We start from the raw sequence: 17,629 nt of genomic DNA, 5'->3' as shown, positions 1-17,629 counted from the left end.
TCCTTCCACCCACCCGCTTCGGCGGGTTTTTTATTGCCTGGTGAGATGCCATGAAGATAACCCCTCTGGTCAGTCATCTTCGGGATCACTGCCCATCGTTCAACCAACACATCGGCGCCGGCCTCGACCTCGACGCGCTGCAAAACCTGCCAGTGCTCGACTCACCCCAGGCGGTCGTGACGCCGATCAGTGACAAGGCCAGCCCTAACGCTGCGCAAAACAGCAGTCGCCAACCCCTGCGCGAACATTTTGGCGTGGTGCTGGTGCTGGATTTGCCGGAGGGCCAGCAAGCCCAGGCGATGGACCAGCTGCATGCCTTGCGCGCCGAGGTCTGGCGGGCGCTGGTGGGCTACAGGCCCGAGGGGTTCTACGAGCCCATCCAGTACGACGCTGGCGAATGGCTGTTGCTCAGCAAGGTTCGCGGGTTGTACCGGCTGCGGTTTTTTCTCGAGAGCCAGTTGGGACGCAACCTCAGCACGCAGCCGGCGGAAACCTGGCTCGAGCTTGAACTGGACGCTTTGCCGTCCTTCAACGGGGTGACGGTGCGGGTCGATGCCATTGACCCAGCCGACCCCAACCTGCAACGCCCAGGCCCCGACGGGCGCCTGGAAATGACGTTTTCTGCCGAGGTAAAACCATGAGCAAACGCATCACCGTACTGCCGGTTTCCGGCCGTGCCGTACCTGACCCGGAGGCGGGCGATCTGTTGCCCGCCGAAGGCCGCGAAGTCCCGGACAACGCCTGGTGGCGTCGACGTCTGGCCGATGGCGACATCACAACCAAAGCCGTCAAGGCGGCAAAAACACAGGGAGCCAAGTAATGGCGATCGGATTCAGTCATATTCCGGCGGACATTCGTGTGCCGCTGTTCTACGCCGAGATGGACAATTCGGCGGCCAATAGTGCGTCGTCGGCCCTGCGCCGGCTGATCGTGGCCCAGGTCAACGACAACGTCACCAGCCCGGAAATCGGCAGCCTGGTGCTGGTATCGAGCGCGGCCATGGCCAAGCGTATCGGTGGCCAGGGTTCGATGCTGGCGTCGATGTACGAGACGTTCCGCAAGAGTGACCCGGTGGGCGAGATCTGGTGCCTGCCGCTGCACAGCACCGAAGGCAGCGCGGCCAAGGCCGAGCTCAAGCTGACCGGCGCCGCGACCCAAGGTGGCATTCTCAGCCTGTACGTCGGCGGCACCCGGGTTCAAGCGACCGTGATCAATGGTGCGACGGCTGCCGTGGCTGCCACCGCCCTGGCGCTGAAAATCAACGCCAGTGCCGACCTGCCGGTCAGTGCGGTAGCCGCCGATGGCACCGTCACCCTGACCGCCAAGTGGACCGGTGAGAGTGGCAACGACATCAGCCTGCAGCTCAACCGCCTGGGCCAGAGCAACGGCGAACAAACCCCCGACGGCCTGACCGCCGTGCTCGGCAAAATGGCGGCGGGCGCCGGTGTGCCGGACCAGCTCGCGGCATTGGCTGCGCTGGGCGACGAGCCGTTCGAGTTCATCTGCATGCCCTGGGCCGACACCACCAGCCTCAACGCCTGGCAAGCGGTGATGGATGACAACAGCGGTCGTTGGTCGTGGGCCAAGCAACTGTTCGGCCACGTCTACACCGCCAAGCGCGGCACTATCGGCACCCTGGTGGCGGCCGGGCAAGGGCGAAATGACCAGCACGTGACCATCCAGGCCATGGAGCCGGGCGTGCCGCAACCGTTCTGGGTCCAGGCCGCAGCATTGGCTGCACGCACGGCGGTGTTCATCTCTGCCGATGCCAGTCGTCCGACCCAAAGCGGCAGCTTGCCGGGCCTCGATCCGGCCGACGCGAGCGAGCGCTTCACTCTGACCGAGCGCCAATCGCTGCTCAACTACGGCATCGCCACCGCTTACTACGAAGGCGGTTACGTGCGCATTCAGCGGGCCATCACCACTTACCAGAAGAACGCGTTCGGCCAGGCGGACAATTCCTATCTGGACAGCGAAACCCTGCACCAGTCGGCCTTTATCGTGCGCCGCCTGCAGAGCGTGATCACCAGCAAGTACGGGCGCCACAAACTCGCTGCTGACGGCACGCGCTTTGGCGCCGGCCAGCCGATCGTCACCCCGAGCACCATCCGCGGTGAGCTGATTGCCCAGTACGCCAAGCTCGAACTGGAAGGCCATGTGGAGAACGCCGAGCTGTTCGCCGAGCACCTGATCGTCGAGCGCGACAGCCAGGACCCGAGCCGGGTCAACGTGCTGTTCCCGCCGGATTACGTCAACGGGCTGCGGGTGTTCGCGCTGCTCAACCAGTTCCGTTTGCAGTACGACGCGGCGGTGTAGGCCCCGCGCTTTTCGCAACTGATTCCAGCCCGCCGAGTGCGGGCTTATTTTTGGGAGAAACATCATGGGTCAACTGATTGCGGGCACCTGCTACGTCAAAGTGGACGGCGCTCAACTGACCATCAACGGCGGCTGCGAAGCACCGTTGATGGCCGTCAAGCGGGAAACCGTGGTGCCGGGTTTCTATAAGGAAACCGACATCACCCCGTCTTTCAAAGTTACCGCGCTGCACACGCCGGACTTTCCAATGAAGCAACTGATCGCCGGCACCGACATGACCGTCACCTGCGAATTCAACAACGGCAAGGTCTACGTGCTGGCCGGTGCCTACCTGGTGGAAGAGCCGGTGGCCAAGGGCGACGATGCCGTGATCGAGCTGAAATTCGAAGGCATCAAGGGGACCTGGCAATGACCGATACGGTGAAGCTGCAAGCGGCCATCGAGGCCCACGGCGAGTCATTGACCGAACTCACCCTGCGCCGCCCGACGGTGCAGGAGGTGCGGGCAATCAAGGCGCTGCCGTACAAGATCGACAAGGGCGAAGACGTGAGTCTGGACCTTGACGTCGCCGCCAAGTACATCGCCGTGTGCGCGGGTATCCCGCCGTCGTCGGTCAACCAGCTCGACCTGATGGACTTCAACGCGCTGAGCTGGGCCGTCGCCGGTTTTTTCATGAGTGCGGCGCAGGCTCCGTCGCCGAGCTGATTGCGGTGGCCTATGACCTGGCCTGGTTCTGGAAGGTTGATCCCGAACAGATGCTGGCCAGGCCTTTGGATACGCTCCGGGAATCCCTGGAGCATGCGCAACGGATCAATGCGATGCAGCAGGTGCAGTGATGGCAGAAGCTCAGAAAGTAGAAAGTACCGCCGTGCGCCTGACCGGCATCGACCAGCTGTCGCCCAAGCTTGCTGCGCTGCAGGCCATGGTCGGGCGCTTCAGGCAGAACCTGGAACAGACCGGTCTCGGCAAGCTGGATATCGCCGGTTTGGTAAAGGGCGGTGGGCTGGCGGCACCGTTTATCAGCGGTATCAAATCGGCGCTGGCGTTCAAGGCTGAGGTCGGCGAGGTCAATGCCGCCGTGGGGCAGGGCGTTACCGAAACGGCGGCGCAAGGGCTGAAGGATTTCAACGCGTCGCTGGACAAGGTGTCGGTGGCGTTTGGTACTGCGCTGTTGCCGGCCGTCACGGCGGTGGTGGTCGGGTTGGAGCCGTTGCTGACGACGGTGGCCCAGGTGCTCACCGAAAATCCGCAACTGGTGCAGGGCCTGGCTGCCGGCGCAGTAGCGTTTACCGCGATGCAGGCGGCCGTCACCGGCGTGTCTCAGGCACTGGGCTTGATGCAGCTGGTGCTCAGCGCCAATCCGATAGTTTTGGTGGCTGTAGGCATTGCCGTGGCGGCAGGCTTGATCGTTGCCAACTGGAAGCCGATTTCGGCATTTTTTGTCGGGCTCGGCGAACGGGTGATGGCGGCGATTGGAACCTTGGGCGAGTTTTTCCAGACGATCTTTGCGTTTCGTCCGCTGGAACAGGTGATGCGCTTGTGGGGGCCGATCACAGGCTTTTTTGCCGGGCTGTGGACGTCGCTGAAGGTGATGGCGCAGCCCTTGGTCGGCTTTTTCACCACACTGTTTTCCTGGTCGCCAATGGGTTTGATCGTCAACAACTGGACGCCGTTGAGCGGCTTTTTTGCGGCCCTCTGGGACTTGCTCAAGGCACTGAGTGTGCCGGTGGTCGAGTTCATGAAAAGTCTGTTCAGTTGGTCACCCCAAGGGCAAATCATTGCCAACTGGGGTGTGATCAGTGAGATGTTTGCGGCGATCTGGAGTGACTTCAAACTCACCGCGCTGGCGGCTTTTACCATCGTCAGCAGTTACTTCGATTGGTCGCCCCTGGACAAGGTTTCTGCCGTCTGGGGTAGCGTCAGCGGTGCATTCGCCTCGATCTGGGGCGATATCAAGTTGCAGGCCCAGGACGCCTTTGTAGTGTTGAGTGGCCTGTTCGACGACTGGCATCCGATGGAGCAACTTGAAGCCATGTGGGCACCGGTGCTGAGTTGGTTCACGGCGCTGTCGGAGAAGCTTGCGGTGATCACCGCACCGATTCGCAAGCTGTTCAACGGTGGGCTGGGTGAAGTGATCAACCAGGCGACCGGCAGTGTGCTGGAGTTGACCACCGAGCAACAGGAACGTAATGCCGAAAGCGCGCGTAACCCATCCTGGTTCCGCAAGGGGCCTGGCTTGGTATCACCGCTGGCGTCCAGCTCCAGTTCGCTGCTGCAACAAACCGCTGCCAACAACCGCACGCAGCTCAACGGCGATTTGCGGGTGAGCTTCGACAATGCACCGGCCGGCCTGCGGGTCGACCAGCCCAGAACCAACCAGCCCGGCCTGAGCGTCACCCCACGTGTCGGCTACCGTTCCCTGTCCCTTGGAGGCTCCAATGAGCTGGCGTGATCGTTTGTTGCCGGCGTCGTTTCGTGGCGTCGGGTTTTGGGTTGACCAGGCGAAAGTCCCGGTCGGCAAGAAGGGCCAGTTGCACGAATACCCTCAGCGCGACCTGCCTTTTTTTGAAGGGCTGGGCCAACAGTCCAGGGTGCATGAGCTGACGGCATTTGTAGTGGGCGAGGATTGCCTGGAGCAATGCGACAAGTTGCTCAAGGCCCTGGAGGAGGGTGCCGGCGAGCTGGTGCACCCGTGGCTTGGACGGTTGCAGGTCAAGGTCGGCGAATGCGAGATGACCCAAACCCGCCAGGACGGCGGGCTGGTGACCTTTGCCCTGAAGTTCTATCCCGACGAACCTTTGAAGTTTCCCACTACGGCGGTCAACACCCGCCAGCTGTTGCTGGTGTCGGCCGACAGTTTGCTGGGTTCGGCGGTGCTGCGCTTTGAGCAGGCCGTCGCACTGGTGAAGCAGGCGCGGGTGGGCATCCAGGCGTTGCGCAATGGCCTGGCAGAGGTTTACCAGGTGATTGAGCAGCAGTTTGCCCCACTGATTCAGTTGTATGGCGACCTGAATGCCTTGGTCAAAGCCATCAAGGAAGTGCCCAAGGAATTGAGCGCCGAGTTCAAGGGCTTGCTCGGTGATGTGAAGGAGTTGAAGGCATTTGCCCGCAACGGCTATCGCGGCATGTTGGCCAACCTCTCGCAGCAGGTGGAAGCGGCTCGCACTATCGACGTGCCGAAGCTGACCACCGGCAAGGACAGCGTGGCGGCGGTGCAAGCCACTGCCAACCTGGTACAGGATGCGTTGTGGGTGAAGATCGCCCATTGGCTGGCGGACGTACCGGTGGCGACAAAAGCGGTGACCCTCAGTACCACGCCATCCCTGGCGCAACAGGCGGCACAGCCGGTGCAGCGCCGCGAAGTGCCGGTGGCCGACGATGTGCTGGTGCTGCGTGACCTTCTGAACGAAGCCATGTGGCAAGCCGCATTGAAGGCCGACGCCGGGCACTATGTTGCGCTGAACGACCTGCGCCAACAGATGTTCGCGCATCTGACGGCGGTGGCTTCGTCCGGTGTCCGGCTGGTCAATCTGACGCCGATGCGCAGCATGCCCGCCTTGCTGTTGGCCTATCAGCGGTTCGGTGACGCGACGCGAGTGGGCGAGGTGGTGCAGCGCAATCGGGTGGCCCATCCGGGCTTCCTGCCACCGGCGGACCTGCAAGTGGTCAGGGAGTAACCCATGAACGAGTTGGACAATGCCGTCACCCTGACCGTGGACGGCCTGGATTATGGCGGCTGGAAAAGCGTGGAAATCAGCGCCGACCTGGAGCGTCAATTTCGCACCTTCACCCTCAACATCACCTGGCAATGGCCCGGGCAAACCCTGGCGGCGCCGATCAAGCCCGGCGCCCGTTGCCAGGTACGCATCGGTTGCGACCTGGTGCTCACCGGCTTTGTGTTCAAAGCGCCCATCAGTTACGACGGCCGACAGATCAGCCTGAGTATTCAGGGCGGCTCAGTGACCCAGGACCTGGTGGACTGCGCAGCGATAAACCAGCCCGGCCAGTGGCGCGGGCAAAGTGTGCTGAGCATCGTCCGGGCGCTGACGGCCACCTATGGCGTGGAGGTGCACAGCGAGATTGCCGAAACCGCGCGCCTGCATACCCACAGCATCGTGCCCGGGGAGACGGTATTTCAATCCATCGACCGCTTGCTGACGTTGTATCGGGTGTTCTCCACCGACGATGCGGATGGGCGCCTGGTATTGGCATCGCCCGGTAGTGCAGGGCGTGCGAATGACAGCCTGGAGCTGGGCCAGAACATCCTTTCGGCTAACGCACCGATGGACTTCAGCTCGGTATTTTCCGAGTACCGCGTCATCGGCCAGCACAAGGGCGATGATCAAAAAAACGCAGCGGCGGTCAGTGAGGTTTCAGGGATTTCCCGGGATGAAAAAGCCACGCGAAAACGCGTCACGGTGATCAGCGAACCGACGCAGTTGACCCCCGAGCTGGCCCAGCAACGCGCCGACTGGGAACGCGCCACCCGTACCGGAAAAGCCCTGACCACCACCTACACCGTGCAAGGCTGGCGGCAGTCCAACGGCGATTTGTGGCGCCACAACCTGTTGGTGCGGGTGATCGATCCGGTGCTGGGCTTTGACCAGGACATGCTGATCTCCAAGGTCACCTGGTCGCTCTCCGACCAAGGTTCGATCACCACCCTACAGGTGGCGCCGCCGTCCACCTTTAATGCCAATCCGTTGCCATCCGCTTAACCACCAAGGAATTTCCATGAGCTTACTGACTCGCCTGCTGGCGCGCGGCACTGTCGTGCTCGCCCACTCGGCCACCAAGCTGCAATCGCTGCAAATGCGCCTGACGGCAGGCGAAGTGAACGACGACATGGAGCACTTCGAACCCTACGGTTTTACCAGCAACCCTCTGGCGGGTGCTGAAGGCATCGCCACCTTCCTGGGCGGTGACCGCTCCCATGCCATCGTGCTGGTGGTGGCCGACCGTCGCTATCGCTTGCAGTCCCTGGCGCCGGGTGAAGTGGCGATCTATACCGACGAAGGCGACAAAGTTCATTTCAAGCGCGGGCGGGTAATCGACATTGAAACCGGCACCTTGAATATCCGCGCCAGCCAGGCGGTGAACATTGATACGCCGACCCTGACCCAGAGCGGCAAGATCATCTCCCAGGGCGACCAGATTGCCGGCGGCATCAGCCAGATCCAGCACGTGCATGTGGGCGTCCAGCCCGGCAGCGGCCAGACCGGTGCGCCGGCGGGAGGCCAGTGATGTTCGTCTCCGACAACCTGAAAAAGGCCCTGACCCGCTCGGTGCTGATCAGCCTGTTCACCTGGCGCCGTGCCGCGCCCGACGATGCGGTTGACGATGACGAGCGCTTCGGCTGGTGGGGCGACAGTTTTCCCAGCGTGGCCGACGACCGTATCGGCTCAAGATTGTGGTTGCTGCGCCGGGTCAAGCTGACCCACCAGACGCAACTGGACGCCGAATTCTATGCCCGCGAAGCCTTGCAATGGCTGATCGACGACGGGCATTGCAGCGCCATCGAAGTCCTCAGTGAGCGCCTCGACGCCCAGCGGCTCAACCTGCGAACGCAGCTGACCCTGGCCGATGGCGAGCGCCTGGACATCAACCCTGATAACAGTTGGCAGGTGATCTATGCCGTTTGAAACCCCTTCGCTGCCGGTGCTGATCAAACGCACCCAAAGCGACCTGGCCAGCGATTCGCTGCGCCAGTCCGATGCCCAGGTCCTGGCGCGCACACTGAGTGGCGCTGCGTTCGGCCTGTACGGTTATCTCGATTGGATCGCTGAGCAGATCCTGCCGGATACCGCCGATGAATCCACCCTGGAACGCATCGCTGCGCTGCGTTTGAACCAGGCACGCAAGGCGGCGGTAGCCGCCAGTGGCACCGTGAGTTTTACCGCAGCGGCGGGCGCGGTGCTGGATGTGGACACGGTGCTGCAAACCAGTGATGGTCGCAGCTTCAAAGTCACCGCTGCCGGTACCACCCATGCAGGCCTCAACACCGCCACGGTGCAGGCGATTGATGCCGGCACGCTGGGCAACGCTGATGCCGGGCTGAGCCTGATCGCGGTCCAGCCGCTGCAAGGTATTGGTTCGACCTTTACCGTGCTGGCGCCGGGGCTGACCGGCGGTGTGGCGCGAGAAACCCTGGAGTCGCTGCGGGCGCGGGTGATTCGTTCCTATCGCGTTATTCCCCAGGGCGGTTCGGCACAGGATTACGAGACCTGGTCCCTCGAAGTGCCCGGCATTACCCGCGCATGGTGTCGCGGCAATTACCTGGGGCCGGGGACGGTGGGGGTGTTCGTGATGCGTGACGACGACCCGCAGCCGATCCCCAATGCCGCGCAGCTGGCGCAGGTTCAAGCCCATATCGAACCGCTGCGGCCAGTCACCGCTGATGTGTATGTGTTGGCGCCGGTGATGAAACCGGTGGCTTATCAACTGCGCCTGACCCCCGACACCAGCGCCGTGCGCGCGGCTGTCGAGGCCCAACTGCGTGACCTGCACAACCGTGAGGCGGGGCTGGGCGACACCTTGTTGCTGACCCATATCGCCGAAGCCATCAGCACGGCGACCGGCGAGACCGATCACACCCTCACAAACCCGTTGGCGGATGTTGCAGCGGCGACGAATCAGTTGCTGGTGTTCGGAGGTATCACATGGCTGGAGTGAGAACCGCTGGCCAGTATCAGGAACAACTGATCGCCTTGTTGCCCAGCGGCCCGGCCTGGGATCTGGAGACCATGCCGCAGTTGCAGACGGTGCTCAAAGGCATCGCCGAAGAACTTACGCGCATCGACGCCCGCGCCTGCGACCTGCAAAACGAAATGGACCCCGTGACCGTCAGCGAACTGGTGCCGGAGTGGGAAAGGGTGATGCAACTGCCCGATCCCTGCCTGGGCTTGAGCCCGCTGTACGACGACCGTCGCCTGGCAGTGCGTCGACGCCTGTTGGCGGTGGGCAGCCAGCGCGCCGCCTACTACATCGAAATCGCCCGCAGCCAGGGTTATCCCGACGCCAGTGTCACTGAACATCGCGCCCCGCGCATGGGCCGCTCACGGTTTGGCGCTGCGCATTTTGGCACCTGGCGGGCGCACTTCATGTGGACGCTCAACACCGGCGGGCGCCAGCACCTGGGGCGGCGGTTTGGGGCGAGTTATTGGGGAGAGCGGTTTGGCGTCAATCCGGGGAACGCCCTGGAGTGCCTGATTCATCGCAGCGCACCTGCTCATACGCAGGTGCACATCAATTATGACTAGAGGGTAGAAGCGTGGATTATCCAAAGAGTGTGCCCAGCGTTGGGCTGGTGAATGGCAAGTTTGTGGATGAAAACCCGGTTACGGGGACGCCGGGGAGTTTGATTCCGGCGGCTTGGGGGAATGGGGTTACGCAGGAGATTTTGAATGTGCTGGCGGCGGCGGGGATCGCGCCGGACGAGACGAAGACCGATCAGCTGGCGCAGGCATTGAGTGTTTTGAGTGATTGGTTGAAGTTGAGGAATAAGCCCACGACGTTGGCGGGGTATGGGATTACCGATGCGCTGCTGGTTGGACGTACAACAGACCAACGGCCTAGCTTGTCCGCCAGTGATTTGACTGATACCGGTAATGGTCTTGGTGGTGCGCTGGAAATCCGTGAGGCTCAACAGGTAGAAAGCAAAAAGCTGACGTTCGAGTACGCCCCGAAAATCATGTTTCATTGGAAGGACCGCTGGGCGAAAGCGTTGGCGATGGATGCTAACGGAGAGATGGTATGGGGGGGGCAGAAAGTTTGGACTGCTGCCAATTTGGATCTGACAAACAAGGCGGATAAGGCAACCACTCTGGCGGGATATGGGATTACCGATGGCCTTGTAGTGGGCCGCACCAGCCGTCAGCGGGTTAGTTTATCTGCAGAAACACCGGGGGATTGGAGTAATGGGCTGGGTGGCGCCATTGAAATTCGAGAAGCCCAAGAAGTTACTAATACCCAAAGCGGATTTGAATATGCACCCAGAGTGCTCTTTCACTGGGGGGGGATAATTGCCAGGTCTTTGGCGATGAACTCTGCAGGGGAACTCATGTGGGGATCACAGACAGCTTGGACTTCCGGGAATTTTGACCCCGCGCGTAAAGCGAACGTGGCTACTACGCTGGCGGGTTACGGGATTACCGATGCGCTCTCAGCTTCCAGCTTTCTCAAACCTGTAGCTGGGCAATGGATCCAGATAGGGGGGAGCGGTGTGCTTCCAGCAGGCGGAACGTGGGCCTTTTTCTGTGCCAATTACAACGGTAACGGGGCTGCGCTTGGTGGCAACGCCGGAGTGGCAGCTGGTGGCACTGCGGTAGGTAATGGAAACTGTGTCGGTTTTGCATGGAGGATTCAGTAATGGATAACGAACAACGTCCTGAGCAGTACAACATAGAGGACATTTATCTTAAAAAGGACGGTAGCTACTTAGTCACCTTGGATGGCTATCCCTACCATGTGACTGAAGCAGAAACTCCGGACGTTTATCGTGCAGTGCGTTTACTGATTGATTCGGGTGAGCAGTGCCAGGAGTACATCGATCCCGTCATTTCCGATGCTGAAGCCCAGGCAAATGAGCGCATGTGGCGTGATTCAGAAATACAGCGCATTAGTTGGGTAAGTGATCGTCATCGTGATCAGTTGGACATGGGATTGAAAACGACGCTTTCCACTGAGCAGTTCAAAGAGTTGCTCAAATACACTCAAGCATTGCGTGACTGGCCTCAGGCTGAGAGCTTCCCCTTGATTGCCAAACGGCCCGTTGTATTGCCTTGGTTGGATGCTGTTACTCAGTAAACGTGTCGGCGTGAGAGAGTAGAAATCAATGGAGATAACCCTTCCCCAACTTATCCAAGTAATGCCTGGAGCCCGCCTTAGAGCGGGCCTTTTTTTAGCTTCTTTAAATGCGGCTACCGCAGCTCACCAAATCACCACCCCCAAACGCATCGCCGCCTTCCTCGCCCAAATCGGCCACGAATCCGGCGAACTGCGTTACGTACGTGAGCTGGGCAGCGATCAATACCTGAGCAAGTACGACACCGGCACCCTGGCCGCGCGCCTGGGCAACTCCCCCGAAGCCGATGGCGATGGCCAGAAGTATCGCGGGCGTGGCCTGATCCAGATCACCGGCCGGCGCAACTACCTGGCATGCAGCCAGGCGTTGTTCGGCGATGAGCGTTTGTTGCAGCAACCGGAGTTGCTGGAGCAACCGCAATGGGCCTGCGAATCCGCCGCGTGGTTCTGGCAGAGCAATGGCTTGAACGAACTGGCCGACAAAGACCAGTTCACCACCATCACCCGGCGTATCAATGGCGGCCTCAATGGCTTGGAAAACCGTATGCAGTTGTGGGCTCGGGCGAAGGCGGTTCTATGGGCTTCCTGACGTCATATCGCCTGCTTGGCTTTTTCCTGTTGGCGGCGGTCTCGGCGGGTATTGCCTGGCAGGTACAGGCTTGGCGGTATGGCATCCAACTTGAGCGCCTGGAGGTGCTGCACGCCGAAGCGCTGAGCCAACAAAGCCTGTCGGCTCAGCGTCAACAACGGTTGGAACAGGACAAACGGCTGGCACTGGAGCAACAACTCAGCGCCAGCGACCAACAACACACCCGGGAGCTTTCCGATGCACAACGCGCTCAGGCTCACCTGCGGGATCGCCTGGCCACTGCTGATGTGCGGTTGTCAGTCCTTCTCGACGCCAGCGATTCAGCCAGCGGCTGCCCAATGCCAGCCACCGCCACCCCCGGCAGCCTGGTTCATGGCGCCCCGCGAGCCCGACTTGACCCGGCGCATGCTCAACGAATTATCGGCATCACCGACGACGGCGATAACGCAATGATCGCCTTGCGCGCCTGCCAGGCGTATGTCCGGGCCGTCGCGCGTTAGTCTCTTGTAACTTGCATGGCCCATGGGCTCCTGTAGGGTAGGCGAATGCCCGTCCACTCCAGGAGATGACCGTGAAGGAAATTACTCAACTCGCCGCTGAACTTGGCCGACGCTTGCAGGTTCTCAATGCCCACGTCACAACGGCCGAGTCGTGCACCGGCGGCGGTATCGCCGAGGCAATCACGCGGATTCCCGGGAGTTCGGCCTGGTTCGAGGCGGGCTACGTCACGTATTCCAATCGCCAGAAGACCCGGCAACTGAATGTACCGGAAGCTCTGTTCCCCAAGGTCGGTGCAGTCAGCCGCGAAGTGGTGGAGGCGATGGTGCGGGGCGCCCAGGAGAAAAGCCTGGCGCGTTTTGCCGTGGCAGTCAGCGGCGTGGCCGGGCCCGATGGCGGTTCGCCGGACAAGCCGGTGGGCACCGTATGGCTGGCCTGGGGCGTGGGCGATGAGGTTACCGCCGAGCTCGAACACTTCCCCGGCAACCGCGACGAGGTCCGCCGACAAACGGTAAAGGCCGCGCTAGAGGGCTTGTTGCGACGAGCTGCAGCAGAAATAGAAAATCAGGGGTAGGCGATCACGGATCTTTGTGGAACAATACTGTCTACTTATACAGGTGTTGGCCGCCAGGCCTTATTGATTACGTGAGGACTTTAATGGACGACAACAAGAAGAAAGCCTTGGCTGCGGCCCTGGGTCAGATCGAACGTCAATTCGGCAAGGGTGCCGTAATGCGTATGGGCGATCACGACCGTCAGGCGATCCCGGCTATCTCCACTGGCTCTCTGGGTCTGGACATCGCGCTCGGCATTGGCGGCCTGCCAAAAGGCCGTATCGTTGAGATCTACGGTCCTGAATCTTCCGGTAAAACCACCCTGACCCTGTCGGTGATTGCCCAGGCACAAAAAATGGGCGCCACCTGTGCGTTCGTCGATGCCGAGCACGCCCTGGATCCTGAATACGCCGGCAAGCTGGGCGTCAACGTTGACGACCTGCTGGTTTCGCAACCGGACACCGGTGAGCAAGCGCTGGAAATCACCGACATGCTGGTGCGCTCCAACGCCATCGACGTGATCGTGGTCGACTCCGTGGCAGCCCTGGTACCCAAGGCTGAAATCGAAGGCGAAATGGGCGACATGCACGTGGGCCTTCAAGCCCGCTTGATGTCCCAGGCCCTGCGTAAAATCACCGGTAACATCAAGAACGCCAACTGCCTGGTGATCTTCATCAACCAGATCCGGATGAAGATCGGCGTGATGTTCGGCAGCCCGGAAACCACCACCGGTGGTAACGCGCTGAAGTTCTACGCTTCGGTCCGTCTGGACATCCGTCGTACTGGCGCGGTGAAGGAAGGTGACGAGGTTGTCGGTAGCGAAACCCGCGTTAAAGTCGTGAAGAACAAGGTGGCCCCGCCGTTCCGTCAGGCCGAGTTCCAGATTCTCTACGGCAAGGGTATCTACCTGAACGGCGAGATGATCGACCTGGGCGTGCTGCACGGTTTCGTCGAGAAATCCGGTGCCTGGTATGCCTACAACGGCAGCAAGATCGGCCAGGGCAAGGCCAACTCGGCCAAGTTCCTTGCGGATAACCCGGATGTTGCCGCTACGCTCGAGAAGCAGATCCGCGACAAGTTGCTGACCCCGGCACCTGACGTCAAGGCTGCCGCCAACCGCGAGCCGGTTGAAGAAGTAGAAGAAGTCGACACTGACATCTGAAGCAAACGATGAGCGTTGTCCTGGATACACCCGTCGCCGTAAGGCGCACTGCAATGGACCTGCTCGCACGGCGCGAGCATGGTCGAGTCGAGCTGACGCGTAAGCTGCGTCAGCGTGGCGCAGATCCCGAGATGATCGACGCAGCCCTTGACCGTTTGACGGAAGAAGGGCTGCTGTCGGAGTCCCGTTACCTCGAAAGTTTCGTCTCCTACCGAGCCCGATCCGGCTATGGCCCTGCACGAATTCGTGAAGAGCTGAGCCAGCGTGGCCTGCAGCGGGCTGATATCGAACTCGCGTTGCGTGAGTGCGGCATCAGTTGGCAGGCACAACTGGAAGAAACCTGGCGGCGCAAGTTTGCCGGTCATCTGCCCATTGATGCGCGTGAGCGGGCTAAGCAAGGTCGCTTCCTGAGTTATCGCGGGTTTTCGATGGAGATGATCAGTCGCCTGTTGAGCGGTCGGGATATGGATGACTGAAGGCTGCGCCTGGTAAATGGTTGCTCTGATCATTGCGGGGCTTGGTGTGGCGAGGGAGCTTGCTCCCGCTGGGCTGCGCAGCGGCCCTAACCTGCGCATCGTTCTACCTGACACAACCCAAAAGGCCCGCTATGAAAATAGCGGGCCTTTTTCGTTTCAGTGTCACGTCACGCCGTCTCCGTCACCCGCTGCTGCGTTTTCCCCTGAGCCTGGGCCCAGTTTTCCGGCAAGTTGATGTAATCCACCAATTCCCGCAACCGTCCCTGATCACGCCCGTTGAAGTTGAACACCAGCCGCGTCAGATGGCTGAAGCTTGGCTCGTCATGCTCTTCGCCGGTGTACGCGATTTGTTGGAAGTCGTCACTGAGGCGAAGACTGGCAAATGCCTCCTGCAGATGGGCCAGTGCGCGGTCACTCAACGGATGATTCATGCGAATCACAAACTGGCGCTTCAGCCAGCGGGTGGAGTGGAAGTTGGCGTAGAACTGGTTGATTTCGTCCACCGCCTCTCCGGCGCTGTACACCAGGCGGACCAGCTTGAGGTCGGTGGGCAGGATGTAGCGATTGGCCTCAAGCTGGCTGCGGATAAAGTCCAGTGCGCCTTGCCAGAAGCTACCGCCCGGTGCATCCAGCAGTACCACCGGTACCAGCGGGCTTTTGCCGGTCTGGATCAGGGTCAGCACCTCCAGCGCTTCATCCAGGGTACCGAAACCGCCCGGGCACAGGATCAAGGCGTCGGCTTCCTTGACGAAGAACAGCTTGCGGGTAAAGAAGAAGTGGAAGGACAGCAGGTTCTCGGTGCCATCGATGGTCGGGTTGGCGTGCTGTTCAAAGGGCAGGGTGATGTTGAACCCCAGGCTGTGCTCCAGGCCGGCCCCCTCGTGGGCCGCCGCCATGATGCCGCCGCCGCCGCCGGTGATCACCATCAGGTCCGAACGGGCCAGGACCGCGCCCACTTCCCGGGCCAGTGCATACAGCGGGCTTTCCACCGGCGTGCGCGCCGAGCCGAACACGGTGACTTTGCGCCGCCCCTTGAACTGTTCGAGCACGCGGAAGGCGTGGTCCAGTTCCCGTATCGCCTGCAAGGTTATCTTGGCATTCCAGCGGCTGCGGTCGTCCTGGGCCATGCGCAACACGGTGAAGATCATGTCGCGATAAAGGGGGATATTTGGACTGTTGGGCGCAATCAAGTGGAGTTGCGCGTCGACCTGCTGCGTGAGGTCGGTGCCGTTTTCTTCAAATTGACGGATCAGGAGTTCATTCGGTTCGTAAGGCATTCAACTTCTCCTTCTTCACAGAACCCTGGGTGCCGGCGAGAAATTCGTCGGGACCACGACACTGCATGTGTCGTTGCCTCTGATTAACGAGGTGGGCGAAACCGGTTCTGTATATTCCTTATGATTAAAAACCTTTGCATTGCACGCTCAGGAGGGCAACCCTCTTTTGCCCTGAAAATGTTACAGGACGGTGTGAAAACCCGATGTTCCAGGCGTTCAGGATGAATTGATCATGAGCCTATAAAGTCTTGGCTGGCAACCGCTTATTGATCACTTCTGAGGGAGTTTAGACGCTGCCGCGGGCGGGCAATGGCGGAGAGTGCAGAGGGGTATATTGCGCGCCGCTGGTCAGCGGCGCGCGACAGGAGTTATCGCTTACTTTTTCTTCTTCGCGGCAGCCGGTGCCGGGCAATCTGCTTCCTGGAACTTCACCGAGGCTACCGGGCGGTTGGTTTTGTTCTCGGTGATTTCATAGCGCATGATCGCGCCCTTGGCCATCAGCTCGCGGTAACCCTTGTTCAGGCACACACTTTGGCCGAGCTGGAAGTACACAGCCTTGGGGTTGGCGCGCATTTGCTCGGCGCGGTCGGGCAGTACGCTCAAATGGTCAATCAGCTGCAAGCCTTCAACGGTGTAGGCAACTTCCAGGGTCTTTTCGTCAATTTCCCGTGGCAGTTCTTTGTTGGTTTCCTCTGCGACGCTTTGCAGCTTCCTGGTCAGTTGAGCCTCCAGCAACGAGGCCGCTTGGGCACCCAGAGGCAACACCAGCGCGAGGGCGACGGACGGAACTACAAGGCGTGGCATAAGACGCAGCATGAAACTCTCCTGATTCGGTTACTGGTGCATAGACCAGCCACTGCGCTGTGCGTTCAGTGGCGCGGGATTATAGGTGACCGCTTGCCCCTAGGGCCAGCCTATTGCCGGGAAGTGCAGGTGGCCGGGGGCGGCTCTGGTAAACTGCGGTAACTTTTGCCTTCCGAGTTCTATCCGTGTCGATTTCCACTTCCCTGCGGCGCACCCGATGAGCCATGCCGTCTCCCGTTTGCGCACGCAGCGCCTGGCCCGTGCCGTAAAACCGTTTGTAGCGCGAGGCTCGCGGGCCGAACGCTGCCCCGGCTGCCGGGTGATTCCCGAGTACTGCCTGTGCGCCTGGCGGCCCAAGGTCCAGGCCAGATCCGGCATGTGCCTGCTGATGCACGACGTAGAGCCGATGAAACCCAGCAACACCGGCTGGCTGATTGCCGATGTGATCAACGACACGACTGCGTTCCCCTGGTCGCGCACTGAGGTTGAGCCGGAGTTGCTGACCTTGCTGGCCGACCCGCAATGGCAGCCATACATCGTCTTTCCCGGCGAATTCGTGGCCCCGGAGCGGGTGGTCCATCAGGTCAAGCTGGAGGAGGGCAAGCGCCCGCTGTTCATTTTGCTGGACGGCACCTGGAGCGAGGCGCGCAAGATGTTCCGCAAGAGCCCGTACCTGGAGCACTTGCCGGTGCTGAGCCTGGCGCCCGAGCAACTGTCGCGCTACAAGCTGCGTCGCTCCAAGCGTGATGACCACTTCTGCACCGCCGAAGTCGCCGCGCTGTGCCTGGAGCTGGCTGAAGATGCCGCAGCCAGTGAAGTCCTGGATGCCTATCTGGACGTATTCAGCACTCACTACCTGGCCGCCAAGTTTCAACTGGCGCTGGACCCGGCCGATGTCGTCCATACTCGCCTTGCACCTTATCTATAGGTGTCATGGCCAGCCGACCTTTGCATGATGGCCGCGCAAACGCGCAGCCCGCTAAAATAGCCACGGGCGTAGCGCTTGACCACCCAGGCTACGCTGGGCATGCTTGGCGCCGATTGGGGCGCTGTCACAGATTGGATACGTCGCTTTTTGACGTTGAGCGCGCCCTTTGGTGACTGCTGGCCTGGCAGCCACCTTGCGCGTTGGCGAGCACTGAACCCATCAG

23 protein-coding genes are annotated in these 17,629 nt (G+C 60.9%); 21 read left to right on the top strand and 2 right to left on the bottom strand.

Going from position 1 to position 17,629, the window contains the following annotated elements:
* Positions 1 to 50: 50 nt before the first annotated feature.
* From HYE77_RS29755 to recX, 20 genes are all read left to right on the top strand, one after another.
* On the top strand, positions 51 to 641 hold the full coding sequence (locus HYE77_RS29755) for a hypothetical protein (protein ID WP_177022718.1): 591 nt from the start codon (positions 51 to 53) through the stop codon (positions 639 to 641).
* Positions 638 to 820: a DUF2635 domain-containing protein gene (locus HYE77_RS29750; protein ID WP_087695298.1), complete on the top strand. Its 183-nt coding sequence runs from the start codon at positions 638 to 640 to the stop codon at positions 818 to 820. Before HYE77_RS29755 ends, HYE77_RS29750 begins: the two co-directional genes overlap by 4 nt.
* Positions 820 to 2,316: a phage tail sheath subtilisin-like domain-containing protein gene (locus HYE77_RS29745; protein WP_102369828.1), complete on the top strand. Its 1,497-nt coding sequence runs from the start codon at positions 820 to 822 to the stop codon at positions 2,314 to 2,316. Before HYE77_RS29750 ends, HYE77_RS29745 begins: the two co-directional genes overlap by 1 nt.
* Positions 2,317 to 2,380: 64 nt before the next feature.
* The gene (locus HYE77_RS29740) at positions 2,381 to 2,728 is read left to right on the top strand and encodes a phage tail tube protein (protein WP_177022720.1); all 348 of its coding nucleotides are present in this window, start codon (positions 2,381 to 2,383) and stop codon (positions 2,726 to 2,728) included.
* The gene (locus tag HYE77_RS29735; protein WP_102369827.1) at positions 2,725 to 3,021 is read left to right on the top strand and encodes a phage tail assembly protein; all 297 of its coding nucleotides are present in this window, start codon (positions 2,725 to 2,727) and stop codon (positions 3,019 to 3,021) included. The genes HYE77_RS29740 and HYE77_RS29735 overlap by 4 nt, the downstream gene beginning before the upstream one ends.
* Before the next feature lie 5 nt (positions 3,022 to 3,026).
* The gene (locus tag HYE77_RS32760; protein ID WP_010170085.1) at positions 3,027 to 3,152 is read left to right on the top strand and encodes a hypothetical protein; all 126 of its coding nucleotides are present in this window, start codon (positions 3,027 to 3,029) and stop codon (positions 3,150 to 3,152) included.
* Positions 3,152 to 4,768 carry a hypothetical protein gene (locus HYE77_RS29730; protein ID WP_177070243.1) on the top strand — a complete coding sequence of 539 codons (1,617 nt, stop codon included), beginning with the start codon at positions 3,152 to 3,154 and terminating at the stop codon, positions 4,766 to 4,768. The genes HYE77_RS32760 and HYE77_RS29730 overlap by 1 nt, the downstream gene beginning before the upstream one ends.
* Positions 4,755 to 5,993 carry a DNA circularization protein gene (locus HYE77_RS29725; RefSeq protein WP_177070241.1) on the top strand — a complete coding sequence of 413 codons (1,239 nt, stop codon included), beginning with the start codon at positions 4,755 to 4,757 and terminating at the stop codon, positions 5,991 to 5,993. Before HYE77_RS29730 ends, HYE77_RS29725 begins: the two co-directional genes overlap by 14 nt.
* A gap of 3 nt (positions 5,994 to 5,996) precedes the next feature.
* The gene (locus HYE77_RS29720; protein ID WP_177070239.1) at positions 5,997 to 7,034 is read left to right on the top strand and encodes a phage baseplate assembly protein; all 1,038 of its coding nucleotides are present in this window, start codon (positions 5,997 to 5,999) and stop codon (positions 7,032 to 7,034) included.
* A gap of 16 nt (positions 7,035 to 7,050) precedes the next feature.
* On the top strand, positions 7,051 to 7,560 hold the full coding sequence (locus tag HYE77_RS29715) for a phage baseplate assembly protein V (protein ID WP_177019268.1): 510 nt from the start codon (positions 7,051 to 7,053) through the stop codon (positions 7,558 to 7,560).
* A complete protein-coding gene (locus HYE77_RS29710) occupies positions 7,560 to 7,958 on the top strand; it encodes a phage GP46 family protein (RefSeq protein WP_177044517.1) in 399 nt (132 codons plus the stop codon). The genes HYE77_RS29715 and HYE77_RS29710 overlap by 1 nt, the downstream gene beginning before the upstream one ends.
* The gene (locus HYE77_RS29705; protein WP_177070237.1) at positions 7,948 to 8,988 is read left to right on the top strand and encodes a baseplate J/gp47 family protein; all 1,041 of its coding nucleotides are present in this window, start codon (positions 7,948 to 7,950) and stop codon (positions 8,986 to 8,988) included. Before HYE77_RS29710 ends, HYE77_RS29705 begins: the two co-directional genes overlap by 11 nt.
* Positions 8,976 to 9,575, top strand: a complete 600-nt coding sequence (locus HYE77_RS29700) for a YmfQ family protein (protein ID WP_177070235.1) — start codon at positions 8,976 to 8,978, stop codon at positions 9,573 to 9,575. The genes HYE77_RS29705 and HYE77_RS29700 overlap by 13 nt, the downstream gene beginning before the upstream one ends.
* Before the next feature lie 11 nt (positions 9,576 to 9,586).
* Positions 9,587 to 10,684: a hypothetical protein gene (locus HYE77_RS32755; protein WP_371321572.1), complete on the top strand. Its 1,098-nt coding sequence runs from the start codon at positions 9,587 to 9,589 to the stop codon at positions 10,682 to 10,684.
* Positions 10,684 to 11,121, top strand: a complete 438-nt coding sequence (locus tag HYE77_RS29690) for a phage tail assembly chaperone (protein WP_157721310.1) — start codon at positions 10,684 to 10,686, stop codon at positions 11,119 to 11,121. Before HYE77_RS32755 ends, HYE77_RS29690 begins: the two co-directional genes overlap by 1 nt.
* 28 nt (positions 11,122 to 11,149) lie before the next feature.
* A complete protein-coding gene (locus tag HYE77_RS29685) occupies positions 11,150 to 11,707 on the top strand; it encodes a glycoside hydrolase family 19 protein (RefSeq protein ID WP_177022727.1) in 558 nt (185 codons plus the stop codon).
* Complete coding sequence (locus tag HYE77_RS29680) at positions 11,695 to 12,207, top strand: lysis system i-spanin subunit Rz (RefSeq protein ID WP_177070233.1); 513 nt, start codon at positions 11,695 to 11,697, stop codon at positions 12,205 to 12,207. Before HYE77_RS29685 ends, HYE77_RS29680 begins: the two co-directional genes overlap by 13 nt.
* A 71-nt stretch (positions 12,208 to 12,278) precedes the next feature.
* The gene (locus HYE77_RS29675; RefSeq protein ID WP_003208648.1) at positions 12,279 to 12,779 is read left to right on the top strand and encodes a CinA family protein; all 501 of its coding nucleotides are present in this window, start codon (positions 12,279 to 12,281) and stop codon (positions 12,777 to 12,779) included.
* Between the two features lie 83 nt (positions 12,780 to 12,862).
* Complete coding sequence (gene recA / locus HYE77_RS29670; RefSeq protein ID WP_003208645.1) at positions 12,863 to 13,921, top strand: recombinase RecA; 1,059 nt, start codon at positions 12,863 to 12,865, stop codon at positions 13,919 to 13,921.
* Between the two features lie 8 nt (positions 13,922 to 13,929).
* Positions 13,930 to 14,397, top strand: a complete 468-nt coding sequence (recX, locus tag HYE77_RS29665; protein WP_003208644.1) for a recombination regulator RecX — start codon at positions 13,930 to 13,932, stop codon at positions 14,395 to 14,397.
* 167 nt (positions 14,398 to 14,564) lie between these two features.
* On the opposite strand, the gene HYE77_RS29660 is transcribed toward recX, so the two are convergent.
* Both HYE77_RS29660 and HYE77_RS29655 read right to left on the bottom strand, forming a co-directional pair.
* Positions 14,565 to 15,674, bottom strand: a complete 1,110-nt coding sequence (locus tag HYE77_RS29660) for a TIGR00730 family Rossman fold protein (protein WP_177070231.1) — start codon at positions 15,672 to 15,674, stop codon at positions 14,565 to 14,567.
* A 375-nt stretch (positions 15,675 to 16,049) separates the two neighbouring features.
* Complete coding sequence (locus HYE77_RS29655; protein ID WP_177070229.1) at positions 16,050 to 16,490, bottom strand: PA3611 family quorum-sensing-regulated virulence factor; 441 nt, start codon at positions 16,488 to 16,490, stop codon at positions 16,050 to 16,052.
* A 205-nt stretch (positions 16,491 to 16,695) separates the two neighbouring features.
* Here HYE77_RS29655 and HYE77_RS29650 point away from each other — a divergent pair, with 205 nt between their 5' ends.
* Entirely contained in the window at positions 16,696 to 17,406 is a 711-nt protein-coding gene (locus HYE77_RS29650; protein WP_177019277.1) for a tRNA-uridine aminocarboxypropyltransferase, read from the top strand.
* The last annotated feature ends 223 nt before the right edge of the window (positions 17,407 to 17,629 follow it).

Origin of the sequence: Pseudomonas sp. IPO3774, assembly GCF_013386835.1 — a bacterium.
GTDB lineage: Bacteria > Pseudomonadota > Gammaproteobacteria > Pseudomonadales > Pseudomonadaceae > Aquipseudomonas.
The sequence above is the reverse complement of the archived record's forward strand: the minus strand, read 5'-3'. Positions and strand labels throughout refer to the sequence as shown.

Coding starts and splice junctions, on each gene's coding strand:
- HYE77_RS29755 (WP_177022718.1), top strand. CDS start 51: ATGAAGATAACCCCTCTGGTCAGTCATCTTCGGGATCACTGCCCATCG.
- HYE77_RS29750 (WP_087695298.1), top strand. CDS start 638: ATGAGCAAACGCATCACCGTACTGCCGGTTTCCGGCCGTGCCGTACCT.
- HYE77_RS29745 (WP_102369828.1), top strand. CDS start 820: ATGGCGATCGGATTCAGTCATATTCCGGCGGACATTCGTGTGCCGCTG.
- HYE77_RS29740 (WP_177022720.1), top strand. CDS start 2,381: ATGGGTCAACTGATTGCGGGCACCTGCTACGTCAAAGTGGACGGCGCT.
- HYE77_RS29735 (WP_102369827.1), top strand. CDS start 2,725: ATGACCGATACGGTGAAGCTGCAAGCGGCCATCGAGGCCCACGGCGAG.
- HYE77_RS29730 (WP_177070243.1), top strand. CDS start 3,152: ATGGCAGAAGCTCAGAAAGTAGAAAGTACCGCCGTGCGCCTGACCGGC.
- HYE77_RS29725 (WP_177070241.1), top strand. CDS start 4,755: ATGAGCTGGCGTGATCGTTTGTTGCCGGCGTCGTTTCGTGGCGTCGGG.
- HYE77_RS29720 (WP_177070239.1), top strand. CDS start 5,997: ATGAACGAGTTGGACAATGCCGTCACCCTGACCGTGGACGGCCTGGAT.
- HYE77_RS29715 (WP_177019268.1), top strand. CDS start 7,051: ATGAGCTTACTGACTCGCCTGCTGGCGCGCGGCACTGTCGTGCTCGCC.
- HYE77_RS29710 (WP_177044517.1), top strand. CDS start 7,560: ATGTTCGTCTCCGACAACCTGAAAAAGGCCCTGACCCGCTCGGTGCTG.
- HYE77_RS29705 (WP_177070237.1), top strand. CDS start 7,948: ATGCCGTTTGAAACCCCTTCGCTGCCGGTGCTGATCAAACGCACCCAA.
- HYE77_RS29700 (WP_177070235.1), top strand. CDS start 8,976: ATGGCTGGAGTGAGAACCGCTGGCCAGTATCAGGAACAACTGATCGCC.
- HYE77_RS29690 (WP_157721310.1), top strand. CDS start 10,684: ATGGATAACGAACAACGTCCTGAGCAGTACAACATAGAGGACATTTAT.
- HYE77_RS29685 (WP_177022727.1), top strand. CDS start 11,150: ATGGAGATAACCCTTCCCCAACTTATCCAAGTAATGCCTGGAGCCCGC.
- HYE77_RS29680 (WP_177070233.1), top strand. CDS start 11,695: ATGGGCTTCCTGACGTCATATCGCCTGCTTGGCTTTTTCCTGTTGGCG.
- recA (WP_003208645.1), top strand. CDS start 12,863: ATGGACGACAACAAGAAGAAAGCCTTGGCTGCGGCCCTGGGTCAGATC.
- recX (WP_003208644.1), top strand. CDS start 13,930: ATGAGCGTTGTCCTGGATACACCCGTCGCCGTAAGGCGCACTGCAATG.
- HYE77_RS29660 (WP_177070231.1), bottom strand. CDS start 15,674: ATGCCTTACGAACCGAATGAACTCCTGATCCGTCAATTTGAAGAAAAC.
- HYE77_RS29655 (WP_177070229.1), bottom strand. CDS start 16,490: ATGCTGCGTCTTATGCCACGCCTTGTAGTTCCGTCCGTCGCCCTCGCG.
- HYE77_RS29650 (WP_177019277.1), top strand. CDS start 16,696: ATGAGCCATGCCGTCTCCCGTTTGCGCACGCAGCGCCTGGCCCGTGCC.